The sequence below is a fragment of the Microbacterium sp. UFMG61 genome (assembly GCF_015354505.1).
Lineage (GTDB): Bacteria > Actinomycetota > Actinomycetes > Actinomycetales > Microbacteriaceae > Microbacterium.
The window spans coordinates 1-14,782 of the sequence record NZ_JACAFP010000014.1 but is presented as its reverse complement, the minus strand read 5'-3'; the positions used below and the strand labels follow the sequence as shown (position 1 = coordinate 14,782).

General features: G+C 69.6%; 10 protein-coding genes and 1 pseudogene. 4 read left to right on the top strand and 7 right to left on the bottom strand.

Annotated elements, in window-relative coordinates; genetic code table 11:
* Nucleotides 1-2: 2 nt before the first annotated feature.
* Nucleotides 3-2,801, top strand: coding sequence for a hypothetical protein (locus IXW21_RS15920; protein ID WP_194765227.1), 2,799 nt, complete (start codon nucleotides 3-5; stop codon nucleotides 2,799-2,801).
* A gap of 147 nt (nucleotides 2,802-2,948) precedes the next feature.
* Here the strand turns inward: IXW21_RS15920 and poxB are convergent, their stop codons facing one another.
* Nucleotides 2,949-4,673, bottom strand: coding sequence for a ubiquinone-dependent pyruvate dehydrogenase (gene poxB / locus IXW21_RS15915; RefSeq protein WP_194765226.1), 1,725 nt, complete (start codon nucleotides 4,671-4,673; stop codon nucleotides 2,949-2,951).
* A gap of 161 nt (nucleotides 4,674-4,834) precedes the next feature.
* On the opposite strand from poxB, the gene IXW21_RS15910 reads away from it, so the two are divergent.
* Genes IXW21_RS15910 through IXW21_RS15900 form a run of 3 tightly spaced genes read left to right on the top strand, consistent with a single transcriptional unit; the run spans nucleotide 4,835 to nucleotide 7,355 of the window.
* A complete protein-coding gene (locus IXW21_RS15910) occupies nucleotides 4,835-5,569 on the top strand; it encodes a DedA family protein (RefSeq protein ID WP_194765225.1) in 735 nt (244 codons plus the stop codon).
* The gene (locus tag IXW21_RS15905) at nucleotides 5,566-6,711 is read left to right on the top strand and encodes a sensor histidine kinase (RefSeq protein ID WP_194765224.1); all 1,146 of its coding nucleotides are present in this window, start codon (nucleotides 5,566-5,568) and stop codon (nucleotides 6,709-6,711) included. Before IXW21_RS15910 ends, IXW21_RS15905 begins: the two co-directional genes overlap by 4 nt.
* The gene (locus IXW21_RS15900) at nucleotides 6,702-7,355 is read left to right on the top strand and encodes a response regulator (protein WP_194765223.1); all 654 of its coding nucleotides are present in this window, start codon (nucleotides 6,702-6,704) and stop codon (nucleotides 7,353-7,355) included. Before IXW21_RS15905 ends, IXW21_RS15900 begins: the two co-directional genes overlap by 10 nt.
* Before the next feature lie 84 nt (nucleotides 7,356-7,439).
* Here the strand turns inward: IXW21_RS15900 and IXW21_RS15895 are convergent, their stop codons facing one another.
* The 6 genes and pseudogenes from IXW21_RS15895 to IXW21_RS15870 form a co-directional block, all read right to left on the bottom strand.
* Nucleotides 7,440-8,804: an NAD-dependent succinate-semialdehyde dehydrogenase gene (locus IXW21_RS15895; RefSeq protein ID WP_194765222.1), complete on the bottom strand. Its 1,365-nt coding sequence runs from the start codon at nucleotides 8,802-8,804 to the stop codon at nucleotides 7,440-7,442.
* Between the two features lie 68 nt (nucleotides 8,805-8,872).
* Nucleotides 8,873-10,339, bottom strand: a complete 1,467-nt coding sequence (locus tag IXW21_RS15890; protein ID WP_194765221.1) for an NAD-dependent succinate-semialdehyde dehydrogenase — start codon at nucleotides 10,337-10,339, stop codon at nucleotides 8,873-8,875.
* Between the two features lie 50 nt (nucleotides 10,340-10,389).
* Nucleotides 10,390-11,934 (bottom strand): APC family permease, encoded by a 1,545-nt coding sequence (locus IXW21_RS15885; RefSeq protein WP_194765220.1) that lies wholly within the window; start codon nucleotides 11,932-11,934, stop codon nucleotides 10,390-10,392.
* Nucleotides 11,934-12,818 carry a universal stress protein gene (locus IXW21_RS15880; protein ID WP_194765219.1) on the bottom strand — a complete coding sequence of 295 codons (885 nt, stop codon included), beginning with the start codon at nucleotides 12,816-12,818 and terminating at the stop codon, nucleotides 11,934-11,936. Before IXW21_RS15880 ends, IXW21_RS15885 begins: the two co-directional genes overlap by 1 nt.
* The gene (locus IXW21_RS15875; protein WP_194765218.1) at nucleotides 12,818-14,197 is read right to left on the bottom strand and encodes a flavin monoamine oxidase family protein; all 1,380 of its coding nucleotides are present in this window, start codon (nucleotides 14,195-14,197) and stop codon (nucleotides 12,818-12,820) included. The genes IXW21_RS15880 and IXW21_RS15875 overlap by 1 nt, the downstream gene beginning before the upstream one ends.
* Before the next feature lie 76 nt (nucleotides 14,198-14,273).
* A pseudogene (locus IXW21_RS15870) lies at nucleotides 14,274-14,782 on the bottom strand (amino acid permease); the annotation flags it as partial.

The window sequence follows — 14,782 nt, the reverse complement described above, 5'->3', positions numbered from 1 at the left end:
TCATGGCCCGCCCGAAGAAGCGCTTCCAGCAGCTCGTCGACGAGATCGACCGCACCCCGTGGGGTCCCGCCGAGCAGGCGCTCGTGGCGGAGGCCGTCGCTCTGGCCGTGGAGATCGGCGATGAGCAGCTCGAGTACCAGGCACGGATGCGCCAGACGGCGTCGGCGAACATGAACGGCGCCACCGATGTGATGCTGAACTCGTTCGCGTGGTGCCTCGCCCGCCACGACGCCGATCCGCAGCGCTTTCCCGCCGACCTCGACTACGGCGGGGCCGACCTCATGTGGCAGTTCAAGTGGATGGCCTCGGCACTGCGCTCGTCGCCGGCCTTCTCGGTCGAGCAGATCGCGGCGGTGCTCGACGACATGGAGTCGCACTACCGCACGGCGGGACTCGGGCTGAGCGGAGTGCTCACGGCCCGGTTCGAGGATGCCTGGGACGCCGGCCGCCTCGACGACGCCGAATCGCTGCGCGTGCGCCTCGAGGCCACCCCGCGCGACGAGCACAGCCACTGCGACGCGTGCGGGCGCAGCCAGTTCGCGGGCTTCTTCGCGGAGACCGATCGCGACGCCGAGGCGATCCGCCTGGTCGAGGAGATGCTCGAGGGCGGCTTCTCGTGCGGCGAAGAGCCCGAGCACGCCCTCTCACGCGTGCTGCTCCCCTACCTGCGCGCGGGCCGTGTCGACGAGGCGAAGAGCGCGCACCTGCGCAGCTACCGTCTCGCGAAGGACAACCCCGACAACCTGCGCATCGTCGCGAACAACATCGTGTTCGCCGCCGTGACCGGCAACGAGGCCAGGGCGCTCTCGCTGGTCGAGCGCCACATCGCATGGCTCGCACACGACGGGCTGAACGTCGACGCGCACTTCGCCGCTCTCGCCGCCTTCGCCTTCGCGCTCGATCGGGTCGCCGATGCGGGTCACGGCGACACCCCGGTCCGCGGCGCGGAGTCTCCGGCACTGGCGCCGTTCTTCGGGCAGCATGACGGATCGTGGACGGCGTCCGAGCTCGCGGCCGCAGCATGGGCCACGGCCGAACGCATCGGTGCCGACTTCGATCACCGCGACGGCACCGACGGTCATGCCCGCAGCCTCGCCCGCATCCGCGCGCTCGCGGGTGAGCACTACGAGGTGCCGATCCGGTCGGACGCCTTCATCACCACGGCCGACGCCGCGACCCCGTCCGACGCCGATGCGTGGTTCGACCGGGTCATGGACCTGGCGCAGTTCGGCGCCGAGCACGAGACCCTGCAGGCGCTTCCCCACGCTCTCGCCGTCGACGACCCCGCGAAGCTCGCACAGCTCATGTCGATGCGCCTCGGCATCCTGATCGCGCTCGATCGCGCCGCAGAGGCCCTCGAGCTGCTTCCCGCCCGTATCGACGCGCTCAGGGCCGCAGGCATGCACGAGCAGGCCGACCTCGAACAGCGCCTGGGCCTCGCGACCTTCGGGCTGAACACCCCCGAGGCCGCCGCCGCCCTCGAACACGAGCTGCAGGCGTCGGATGCGCTGCCGGCATGGTCGCGCGGTGACCTCGCGATCAGTCGCGCCTCGCTGCACATGCACGCCGAAGAACCGGATGCCGCGCTCGACCTCGCCGAGCTCGCCGCTCGCGCGTTCGCCGAGGCCGAGGACTCCCGTCTCGCGAACACCACGACGCTCGTCGCGATCGCGGCCGTGCTGCAGAAGGGCGACATCGAGGCGGCATCCGCCCTGCTCGACCGTCTGCTCGCGCAGGACGATCTCAGCGTCGGACACCGCGCACAGGCGCTGCAGACCCGCGCACGAGTACGCGGCGGCACCGAGGCGTTCGCCGACGGCGCCGCGGATGCCGACGAGGCCTGCCGCCTGCTCGCCGGACTCGGTGCGACGAAGGCACTGGCCTCTGCGCATCTGCTCGCCGGGGCGCTGTGGGAGGACGCCGGAGACCCCGAGAAGGCCGTCACCCGCTACCGCGTGACGTCGCGGCTCGTGGCACAGGAGGGCGGCGACCTGACCGGAGCGGACTTCCGTCTGGCACGCGCCATGCTCGCGGCCGGTGACGCCCACGAGGCGGCCGAGCTGTTCGGCCAGGTGCTCGAGCGCGAGGAGCAGGCAGAGGTCTCCGCCGCATCGCGCGGCATGACCGCATCGCTGCTGGCCCGCGCCCTCGCCTCGTCCGGGGAGTTCGGACAGGCCGTCGGTGCGTTCGGATACGCCGCCGAGCTGTTCGGCGAGGCTGAGGAGCACGCCGACCACGCCGTCGCGCTGACCGAGCGGGCCAGGATCCTCGCCCGGTTCGATGAGAACGACGATGCGATCGAGTCGCTCGAAGCGGCATCCGACATCGCGCGCAAGGCTCCCGAGGCCGTGGGCGCGCTCGTCGACGTGCTGCACAACCTGGGTCAGGCGTACGGCGCACGCCAGGACGAGCGGGCCTTCGCCCTCTTCGACGAGGTGGCCGCGCTCGCGCAGGAGCATGAGGCCGGATGGCTGCTCGCGGAAGTCACCGACTCACGCGGTCGCGCCTTCGCCGAGTTCGGACGCACGGACGAGGCCGTCGCCGCGGCACTGACAGCGGCCGACGGCTTCGCCGCACTGGGAGATGCGGGGTCGGCGGGGGGCTCGGAGCTGTTCGCCGCGCGTCTGCTCGCCGGCGGTGAGCGTGCCGGCGATGCCGTTCCGATCTACCGCTCGGCGATCGACCACGCCGAGGCCCACCCGCCGCTGCGACAGGTGTCGGCGCTCGAGCTGGGCGACGTGCTCGAGGGCCTCGGCCGTCACGTCGAGGCCGCCGAGGTGCGGGCGCTGCTCGACAGCTGAGTCGCGCTTCGGGCACAGGCGTCAGCGCCGCATCGCCTCGTGCGCTCACCCGTCGGGGAGGAGATCTCCGCCTCGGGAGGAGGGTTCGCGGGGAACTCTCCTCCCGAACGTGAGTTCTCCTCCCGAGCGGGTGTCGGAGTCAGCGCCTCAGAGGAGCTGACGCCAGTTGGCGCGCGCGAGGTCGAGCAGCTCGTCGCCCTTGCCCGACATGACCGTGCGGATCGCGTACAGCGCGAAGCCCTTGACCTGCGCGGCCTCGATCGCCGGCGGCATCGACAGCTCCTGCCGCTCGGTGACGACGTCGAGCAGGGCGGGGCCGTCGTGCTCGAGCACCTCGCGCACGGCATCCGGCAGGTCTTCGCTGTTCTCGACCCGTCGGGCGAAGATGCCCATGGCCTCGGCGATCGCCGCGAAGCTCGGGTTGTCCAGCGAGGTGCCGTAGTTCACGAATCCCGCTGCCTTCATCTCGAGCTCGACGAAGTTCAGCGATGAGTTGTTCACCACGATCGTCTTCACGGGCAGCCCGTTCTGCGTGAGGGTCAGCAGCTCGCCCAGCATCATCGCGAGCCCGCCGTCGCCCGCGAGGGCCACGACCTGACGATCGGGATGCGACACCTGAGCGCCGATGCCGTGCAGCAGCGCGTTCGCCATCGATCCGTGCGTGAACGACCCGATCAGGCGCCGGTTCTCGGTCATCGACAGGTAGCGCGCCGCCCACACCGTGGGCGATCCCACATCGGCGGTGAAGATCGCGTCATCCGCCGCCTGCTCGTTCAGCAGCCGGGCGAGGTACTGCGGGTGGATGGGGCGGCCCGCCTTGGTCGGGGTCGCGAGGTCGTCGAGCTTCGCGCGCGTCTTGCGGTAGTGCGCCGTCGAGTCGTCGAGGTGGTCGCGGTCGCTCTTCTCGGCGAGGCGCGGCAGCAGGGCGGCGGCCGTCGCCCCGACGTCTCCGACGAGACCGAGGTCGAGCGGATGCCGCTTGCCCAGCTGCGAGCCGCGGATGTCGACCTGGATCGTCGTGGCGTGCTCGGGGTAGAACTGCTCGTACGGGAAGTCGCTGCCGAGCACCAGCAGCGTGTCGGCAGCCTCCATGGCCCGGTAGCCCGAGGCGAACCCGAGAAGCCCGGTCATGCCGACGTCGAACGGGTTGTCGTACTCGATGAACTCCTTGCCCCGCAGGGCGTGCACGATCGGCGCACCGAGCCGGTCGGCCAGAGCGATGACCTCGTCGTGCGAGCCTTCGACTCCCGCACCCGCGAGGATCGTGGTCTTCTTCGAGGCGTTGAGCAGGGTCGCCGCGCGCTCGAGCTCGTCGCCGCTCGGCACGATCACCGGGCGCGTGCGCTCGATGACCACGGCTCGGTCGTCGGCGATCTCGGCGAGCGCGACATCGCCCGGGATCACGAGCACCGCGACACCGCGCCGCTCGATGGCCGCGCGCATCGCGATCTCGAGCAGACGCGGCATCTGCTGGGGGTCGGCGACGTACTCGACGTAGACGCTGCACTCGCGGAAGAGCTCCTGCGGGTGGGTCTCCTGGAAGTACCCCGTGCCGATCTCCGTGGTCGGGATGTGGGCCGCGATCGCGAGCACGGGCACGCGCGAGCGGTTCGCGTCATACAGACCGTTGATGAGGTGCAGGTTTCCGGGGCCGCACGAGCCGGCGACGACCGCGAGGTCGCCGGTCAGCGAGGCATCAGCCGCCGCCGCGAACGCCGCCGATTCCTCATGCCGCACGTGCACCCATCGGATGCTCCCGTCTTTGCGGAGTGCGTCGGTGAATCCGTTGAGGGAGTCACCCGGAAGGCCGTAGACACGGTCGATCCCGTTGGCGCGGAGGGTCTTGACGATGTTCGCTGCGACGGTTGCCATGCTTCCAACCTACGCCCGGGTTCCGGGGTCGGGATCGATCAGATGTCGAAGCGAGCCGCTGCATCTGTAGAGGGCGAGGCGCACAGCTTTACGGTTTTCCGCACCGGGGACGACGGGCAGCCGCAGTGACGGCATCCGCGCGTCTGCGTAGCGTCGACAGCATGGCGGCCTCTGACAACCTGAACGTGTTCGCGGACTGGGCCATCGGCCTGATGGAAGCGCTCGGCAGCATCGGCGCCGGCGTCGCCGTCGCGATCGAGAATCTGTTCCCGCCGATCCCGAGCGAGGTCGTGCTGCCGCTCGCGGGCTTCACCGCGAGCCAGGGCACGATCGTGCTGTGGGAGGTACTCGTCTGGACCACGGTCGGCTCGGTCGTGGGCGCGCTCGCGCTGTACGGACTCGGCGCCTGGCTCGGCCCCGTACGGCTGCGCCGCATCGTCGACCGGATGCCGCTGATGAAGGTCAGCGACGTCGACCGGACCGAGGAGTGGTTCGCGCGGCACGGAGCCAAGGCGGTCTTCTTCGGCCGCATGATCCCGATCTTCCGGAGCCTGATCTCGATCCCCGCCGGGGTCCAGCGGATGCCGCTCGCGAAATTCACCCTGCTCACCGCGGCCGGCAGTGCGATCTGGAACACCGTGTTCGTCATGGCCGGCTTCCTGCTCGGCGAGCAGTGGCATCGCATCGAGCAGTACGCCGACGGTCTGCAGGTGCTCGTGATCGGCGCGGTGATCGTGGTCGTGTCGCTGTTCCTGGTGGCGCGGGTTCGGCAGCGCGTGAAAGGCACCGACGTCGAAGACTCGCGGGCCACGAACCCCGAACCGGCGCGGGACATCGAGCCCGACGACCTGCCCGACGCGGCGATCACCGGGTCGCACGGCACAATGGAGAGATGACGTCCCCCACCGACGCCTCGGCGCCCCCGCGCTCGATCACGCGGGATGCGGTGCGGATGCTGGGTGGCACGGCCGCCGGCATCGGGATGCTCGTCCCCACGCTGATCGCCGTGGCCACCGCCCCGCGGCGGCCGGCACCGGCGGTCGTGCGCTCGGTGGCCGCGCGCCTGACCTGGATCGACGGCATCCCCCGCCGCACGCCGCCCCGCGCACCGCGGCTGCGCGGACTGCTCGCCCTGTCTGCCCTGCTGCAGCTCGTCGTGCTGTGCATCCTGATCCTCATCGGCGCGGGCATCGTGGTCGGCGTCCAGATGCTCGTCGCCGCAGCAACCGGCGGTCCCGTCGCCCTGTTCAGCGCACGCCCGGGCAGGGTCACCTGGGCGACCGTGGGACTCTTCGTGATCCCCGGTCTCGTGCTCCTGTTCCTCGCCCTCTCGGGCATCGGCGGCATCGCCTGGCTCGAGCGGCGGGTATGGCAGTCGTTCCAGCGGCCGGGGGCCGGAGAGCTCTCGCAGGAGGTCGTGCGGCTGCACACCACACTCGACGAGGTGGTGGCGGCGGTGGATGCCGAGCGGCGGCGCATCGAGCGCGACATCCACGACGGCGTGCAGCAGCGGGTGGTGGCGCTGTCGATCCTGCTGGCCCGCGTGGAACGGGCCGAGACCGACGAGGCGCGCCGTCTGCTGAGCGGCGCACGCGCCGAGACGCAGCACATCCTCGATGATCTGCGCGATGTGGCCTGGCGAACGTATCCCGAGATGCTGCAACGCGACGGTCTCGTCGCGGCGCTCGAGGCTCTTCGCGACCGCGTGGCGATGCCGGTGACTCTCGAGATCGAGGGCGGGGTCGACGGCACGGCGATCTGCGATCGCGCCGTCGAGACCGCCGCCTACTTCGTGGCGAGCGAGGCCGTGACCAACGCGATCAAGCACGCGCAGGCGAGCACCATCGGCATCCGCGTCCGCACTGCGCCCGAGACGCTCACCATGACGATCGAAGACGACGGAGTCGGCGGAGCGGATGCCTCGGGCACCGGCCTGTCAGGCATCGCCTCACGCGTGGCCGCGCGCGACGGGCGACTGCACGTGCACAGTCCCGTCGGCGGCCCGACCGTGATCGAGGCGGTGATCCCGTGCGGATAGCGATCGCCGAGGATTCCACGCTGCTGCGCGAGGGCATCGTGCAGCTGCTGGTGGCCGAAGGGCACGAGGTGAGCGCCTCGGTCTCCGATGCGGATGCGCTCATGACAGCGCTGGCCGCAGAAGAGCCCGACCTCGTGATCGTCGACGTGCGGATGCCGCCCGACTTCGTCGACGAGGGCATCCGTGCGGCGCTGCGCATCAGGCACGAGCATCCCGGTGTCTCGGTTCTCGTGCTGTCGCAGCACGTCGAGCGGCGCTATGCCAGTGAACTGCTCGACGGTCGCGGCGGCGTCGGCTATCTGCTCAAAGACCGCGTGTCCGACATCGCCGGCTTCCTCGACGCGATCGTGCGGGTGGCCGAGGGCGGGGTCGCGTTCGACCCCGAGGTGATCCGGCGTCTGATCGCCGACCGCGCAGGTCCCGATCCGCGCATGGCCGAGCTGAGCGAGCGCGAAGGCACGGTGCTCGAGCTGATCGCCGAAGGGCACAGCAACGCGGCCATCGCCGAGCGACTGTTCGTGAGCCAGAGCGGCGTCGAGAAGCACATCAACACCATCTTCACGAAGCTCGGCGTCGCATCGGGCTCGGGCGTCAACCGCCGTGTGCTCGCCGTGCTCGCCTACCTCGGTCAGACGACGGACTGAGCACGAACTCTGGGCGCGTCACCACGGGTACGACGCGAGAGGGGCGGATGCAGTGCGCATCCGCCCCTCCTGCGCTGCGATCGCTCAGCCGATGCGGATGAGCTTCTTGTTGACGAACTCGTCGGCCGCGAGGTGGCCGAGCTCGCGGGCCGTGCCGCTGCGCTTGATGCCGCCGAAGGGCAGCTCCGGACTGTCGGCGAGCACGAGGTTGACGTAGACCATGCCCGCCTCGATCCGATCGGCGACGCGCTCGGCCTGCTCGGCGTCGGTCGTGAAGACGTAGGAGCCGAGGCCGAAGGTGGTGTCGTTCGCCAGGGCGACCGCGGCGTCCTCATCGGCGACCCGGTAGACGACCGCCGCGGGACCGAAGAGCTCCTCGCGGTAGACGTTCATCTCAGGCGTCACGTCGGCGAGCACGGTCGGAGCGAAGAACGCCCCCTCGCGGGTACCGCCGGTGAGCAGCGTCGCCCCCTGCTCGACGGCCTGGTCGATCTGCTTCTGCAGGTTCTCCGCCGCCGTCTCGGACGAGACCGGGCCGAGCACGGTGTCGTCGAGCATCGGGTCGGTCGCCGTCACGGATGCCATCGCCGCGGTGAACTTCTCGACGAACGAGTCGTACAGACCGTCGACGATGATGAAGCGCTTCGCGCCGTTGCACGCCTGCCCGTTGTTGTCGAGACGCGCGTCGACTCCGGCCTGCACCGTGGCGTCGAGATCATCGGTCGACAGCACGATGAACGGGTCGGACCCGCCGAGCTCGAGCGCGACCTTCTTGAGGTTTCGCCCGGCGATCTCGGCGACCGCGGCACCCGCGCGCTCGGACCCCGTGAGCGAGACGCCCGCGACGCGCGGATCGGCGATCATGTCGGCGATCTGATCGTTCGTCGCGAGGACGTTCTGGTACGCCCCCTTCGGGAAACCGGCGTCGTGGTAGATCGCCTCGATCGCGGTCGACGACTCCGGGCACTGCGGTGCGGGCTTGAGCAGGATCGTGTTGCCGACGATCAGGTTCGGCGCCGCGAAGCGCACGATCTGGTACGCAGGGAAGTTCCACGGCATGATGCCGACGAGCGGCCCGAGCGACGACCGCCGGATGACGGCAGAGCCCTCGCCGAGGATCGCGATCGGCTGGTCGGCCATGATCGCCTCGGCCTGATCGGCATAGTACTCGGCGATGTCGGCGGCGAAGTCGACCTCTCCGAGCGCGGCCTCGCGGGGCTTGCCCATCTCGCGTACGAACACGTCGGCGAGCTCCTCACGGCGCTCACGGTGCAGCTCGGCCGCGCGGCGCACGAGAGCGGCGCGCTCGGCCACGGTCGACGACCGCGACCACTCGCGGTGCGCCTCGTCGGCGGCGGCCACGGCCTCGTCGATCTGCGCATCCGTGAACGTGTCGAAGGATGCCAGCGTCTCTCCTGTGGCGGGGTTGATGACGGCGTAATCGGTCATGTCGAGTCCTCTCATGTTGTCGGTCTGGGCCCTTCGACAGGCTCAGGGACCCAGACCGGAGGTGTCGGTCAGGAGACCGGGATCAGCGTGTACTTGGTGGACAGGTACTCGTGGATGCCCTCGGCACCGCCCTCACGACCGACGCCCGACTGCTTGACGCCGCCGAAGGGAGCTGCGGCGTTCGACACCACGCCCACGTTGAGCCCCATCATGCCGGTCTCGAGCCTGTCGATCATCCGCTGACCGCGCTGCAGGTTCTCGGTGAACACGTACGAGACGAGCCCGTACTCGGTGTCGTTCGCGAGGCGCACGGCGTCGTCTTCGGTGTCGAACGTCGCGATCGCGAGAACCGGTCCGAAGATCTCCTCGCGGAGGATCGCAGACCCGGCGACGACGTCGGTCAGAACGGTCGGCTCGTAGAACGTGCCGGTGCCCTCGAGCGCCTTTCCGCCCGCGAGCAGGGTCGCGCCACGCTCGACCGCGTCATCGACCAGCTCGCCGGCCTTGGCGACGGCATCCTCGTCGATGAGCGGTCCGATCGCGACGCCCTCTTCGGTGCCGCGACCGATCTTCATGGCATTCACGCGCTCGGTGACGCGCTTCGCGAACTCGCCCGCGACGTCCTTGTGCACGATGAAGCGGTTCGCCGCGGTGCATGCCTGGCCGATGTTGCGGAACTTCGCAGCCAGCGCGCCGTCCACGGCCTTGTCGAGGTCGGCGTCGTCGAACACGACGAACGGGGCGTTGCCGCCGAGCTCCATCGAGACCCGCAGCACGCCTTCGGCCGCCTGGGCGATGAGCTTGCGGCCGACCTCGGTCGAGCCGGTGAACGACAGCTTGCGCAGCCGCGGGTCGGCGATGATCGGTGCCGAGAGCGCCGACGACTTCGACGTCTGCACGACGTTGACGACACCCTTGGGCAGCCCGGCCTTCTCGAGCAGTGACGTGAAGAAGATCGTCGTGAGCGGCGTGAGTGCCGGGGGCTTGATCACCACGGTGCAACCCGCCGCGAGCGCGGGGGCGATCTTGCGGGTCGCCATCGCGAACGGGAAGTTCCACGGCGTCACGAAGAACGACGGACCCACCGGCCGCTGCGAGACGACCATGTGGCCGGTGCCCTCGGGGTTGATGCCGTAGCGGCCGCTGATGCGCACGGCCTCCTCGCTGAACCAGCGCAGGAACTCGCCTCCGTAGGCGACCTCGCCGCGCGCCTCGGCGAGCGGCTTGCCCATCTCGAGGGTCATGAGCAGAGCGAGATCCTCTTTGTGCTCCTGCACGAGATCGAAAGCCCGCCGCAGGATTTCGCTGCGTGTGCGCGGGGCGGTGGCCGCCCAGGCATCCTGCGCCGCGACCGCCGCATCGAGAGCGCGGATGCCGTCACCGGGCGTCGCGTCTGCGATCGTGCGGATCACCGCACCCGTCGCCGGGTCGTGCACGTCGAAGGTGCCGCCGGTCTCGCCGTCGATCCACTCGCCGCCGATGAAGAGGCCGGTGGGGATGCTGTCGAGCAGCGCCTGCTCTGTCTGAGTGCTCATGGGTTCTCTTTCTGTGAGGGAGTACGGCGGGGTTCGCGAGTCGCGGACCGTCAGCGACGGCGGAGACTCGGCGGTGCGTCGACGCCGAGCGTCTCACCGCGGAAGAAGGCGGGGCGCTTGATCGCCTGCCAGATCATGACGACGATCCCGACGCCGATGATGCCGACGCCGAGCACGAAGACGAGCCCCACGCCGCCGATGCTCGATCCGCTGCCGTAGGCGGGGTCCATCGAGTCGATGAGGGTCGTGACGAACAGCACGGCGAGGATGCCGCCGCCGACGAGCGGGAACAGGAACGTGAAGAAGAAGCTCCGCGCCGAGTCGAACCACTGCTTGCGGAAATACCACACGCACGCGAACGCGGTGAGGCCGTAGTAGAAGCAGATCATCATGCCGAGCGACAGGATCGTGTCGGTCAGGACGTTCTCACTCACCAGGCGCATCACGGCGTAGAACACGGATGCCACCACGGCCGACACGATCGTCGCGTAGCCGGGAGTGAAGAAGCGCGGGCTGACGCGAGCGAACTTCTTCGGCAGCGCACCGTAGTGGCCCATCGCGAGCAGCGTGCGAGCCGGTCCCACGGCTGTCGACTGCAGCGATGCCGCCGAGCTCGACAGCACGGCCAGCGAGACGAGGAACGCGAGGGGTCCGAGCACGGGGTCCGACAGCGCGAAGAACACGTTGGCGGAGATGCCCTCGTTCGCGAGGCCGTACTCCCCCGAGCCGACACCGGCGAACATGATCAGACCGATCGCGAGCAGCAGGTAGAGGGCGACGACGACCACGACGGTGACCATGGCGGCGCGCCCCGGGGTCTTGGCCGGGTCCTTGGTCTCCTCGTTCATGGTCAGGACGACGTCCCAGCCCCAGAAGATGAAGATCGACAGCGAGAGGCCGGCCGCGAAGGCGCTGAAGCTCGGCACCTCGAACGGGTTGAACCACGACCACGAGAACGCCGTGGGCTCGGGGGCGTCGCCCGACACGGCCTTGACGATCGCGACCGTCGCGAACACGACGAGCACGAGCACCTGGAAGCCCACCAGGATGTACTGGAACTTCTGCGTGGTCTGCATGTCGCGGTACGACACGAGAGTGGCCCCGAGCATGAACAGCAGGCAGACGACCACATTGATGATCGGGTTGAAGGCGAGGTCCGCGATCGCGGCATTGCCCGTCAGCTGAGCGATGAGCAGGAACAGGAACTCGACGGCGATGCCGGCGAGATTCGACAGCACGATCACGGTGGCGGCGATCAGGCCCCATCCCGTCATCCAGCCGATCCAGGGACCGAAGGCGCGCACGCCCCAGGTGAACGAGGTGCCGGAGTCGGGCATCATGCGGTTGAGCTCGCGGTAGCCGAAGGCCGTCAGCAGCATCGGTATGAAGCCGACGAGCATGATCGCGGGCACCTGCGTGCCGACCTCGGCCACGGTCGGTCCGAGCGAGGCGGTGAGCGTGTAGGCCGGGGCGATCGTCGAGACGCCGATGACGACGGCTCCGAGAACGCCGACGGCCCCCGCGCTCAGCCCCTTCTGGGAGATGCCGGTCGTGACACCGGACACGGGCTCCGTCGCCCGATTCGAGCTGCTCATCAGCGGTCTCCTGCTTCGGCGCGGGTGCGCGGGACGACGATCATGGGAACGGGCAGCTCGTGCAGCATCTTCGCCGCGGTCGAGCCGAGGAACAGCCGGCGCGGCTGCGCCAACCTGCTGGAGCCCACGAGGACGACCTCGCCGGGCTGCCACGAGAGGTTCGACACCGCATCTTCGACGGTGTCACCGGGAGCCTCTTCGATCACGGCGCCGAGTTCGTCGGGAAGGATCTCCTGGGCGACCGCGAGCACCTCGTGCGCATGGGTCTCGCCCACGACGCGGATCGCGCCGGTGTCGAGTCCGGGAGGCACGTCGAAGGGCACGAGCGACACGAGACGCAGGCCGACTCCGGCGTCGCCCGCGAGCGCTGCGGCCTCGTCGAGGAGGTTGTCGGCTCCGGGGCGCGTGCCGATGGCGGCCGTCACGCGGGGCAGCACATGGTCGTCCTGCCCGGCGGTGCCCGCCGGTGCCAGCGCGACCGGGATGGTCGACGAGTGCAGCAGCTCGGACGCCACGCTGCCGAGACGGTGGCGACCGAACAGGCTGCCACCCGCTGCGCCGACGACGATCAGCCGGGCACCGAACTCCTCGCCCGCGGCGATGAGCCCCTCGGCGAAGGACTCCGCGAATCGCACGTGGCCGCTGCGGATCAGCTCCTGAGGCAGACCCACGACGGCCTCTTCGAGCCACTGCGTGGCCTGACGGCGGAGGTGGTCCTCGTAGGCGCGCTCCGGTGGCACGGCCGCGCTGCGGGTGCCCTCGAACGGCAGCACCATCACCAGGTGCAGCACCGCGCCGAGGCTGCGGGCGAGCCGGGCGCCGAGCGCCGCGGCATCCGCCCCCGAATCCGTCGCCGTGTAGCCGACGACGATCGATGCGGCCATCAGCCGGCCTCGACCGTCGCGCCTGCGCGAGCCGACTCGACGATGTTCGCGGCCGCGAGACGGCCCATGCGGATGGCGCCGTCGACGTGCTGGTATCCGGCGCCGGCCATGTCGCTGCACGCGAAGTGGATCGGACCGACCGCGGCACGCAGATCGGCGCCGTAGCGGTGGAGACCGCCCATGTCGAAGCTCGCGGCGTATGCGCCGCGGGTCCACTCCTCGGTGCCCCAGTCGCTCTCGTAGTAGACGACCGGGTTCTTGGCCTCGGGACCGTAGTAGTGCGACAGCGACTCGAGGATGCGCTCCTTGCGCTCCTCGGCCGACAGCTCGAAGAGGTCGTCCGCGTTCTGGTCGCTGACGAAGCCGACCAGCGTGCCGCGCTCGTCGCCGTGGTTGGTGTTGTCGTACGCCTCGTGCGACAGCTCGTAGGGGCTGAACGCGGTACCGCTGAGACCCTGCTCGCGCCAGAACGGACGGTCGTAGACGGCGTGCACCTTGATCACGAAGCCCATCGACAGGTGCTGGTGCAGCTGGTGCTGACGTCGCGGCAACGGCGGCACGAACGAGATGCGGTCATAGAGCACGGGCGCGTGCGCGAGGATCGCGAAGCGCGCGCGCACGGTGTGATCGTCGGTCGTGGCGACGACGCCGTCCTGCGCCCACTCGAGTGTGCGCACCGGCTGGTTGAGGTGCACGTCGTCGCCCAGACGCTCGGCGAGACGGATCGGCACCTGCTGCAGACCGCCGACGACGCGCTTGTCGAGGATGAAGTCGGCGTCGACGAGGTTCGAGTAGGAGCCGGCGGATGCCGCCATCAGCAGCGACTGCAGCAGCGAGAACGTGTGGGTCGGCTTGGTGAGCATCGCCGAGCCGGTCGCGAAGGCGAGGTTGCGCACGGCCTCGTCGTCGTCGGTCTGCTGACGCAGCCAGGCGTCCCACGTGACGTGGTCCCATTCCTCGGCCATCGGGTGCTCCCACGGCCGGTCCGGGTCGATCTCGGCCACCATGTCGTCGAGCAGCGCGGTGATCTCGGCGATGACGGCCTCGGTCTCGGCGGACACCGGGAACATCTCGCCGGTGAAGCGGTGCACGGTGCCGTCCGGGCCGACGTAGACGCTGTCGCCCTCGCGGTAGCGGCTGTAGGTCTCGAGACCGAGCTCCGCGATCGTGTCTTTGAGGGCATCCTGATCGGGCGAGACCCACTGGCCGCCGATCTCGAGCATCGCGCCCTCGATGACGTCGGTCCACAGTCGGCCACCGACGCGGTCACGCGCCTCGAGCACTGCGACCGACAGGCCCGCCGTGCGCAGGTCGTTCGCTGCGGTGAGCCCCGCGGCTCCGGCTCCGATGATCAGGACGTCACGAGTGATCTCAGCCATCTGCTTCTCCTTCGTTGGAAAGGTGTGCCGGTCGCGACTCGTGATCCCCCGACCTGAGTCGCGACCGGACGTCTGTTCAGGTCGCGACGGCGTCGCTTCCCGAGATCTCTGCCGCGTGCGCGGCGTTGCGCTTCTTCAGGTTCCGGCGCACGAGCGGCCAGAACAGCACGAGCACGCCGGTGGCGATGAGGCTCGTCCAGACCTGGGTGCGTCCGCCCTCGGTCGTCAGCATGATCACGAGCACAGCGGCGATGCAGGCGATCAGCACGATGTTGAGCCACGGGTGGAGCCACATCTTCAGCTTGAGGTTCGCGACCTCCTCGGGTGTCATGTTCTGGCGCAGCCGCCACTGGGTCAGCGCGATGAAGACGTACACGAACAGGGCGACGAGCCCTGCCGAGTTCATGATGAAGTCGAAGATGCCCGAGCCGGGGGTGAAGAAGTTCACGAGGGTGGCGATGAGGCCGCCGATCGTCGAGGCGAGAAGCGCCATGACGGGAACGCCGCTCTTCGACTTCTTCGTCATGATCTTCGGCGCGAAGCCCTGCTCGGCGAGCGCCGAGAACATGCGCGACGCGGAGTACA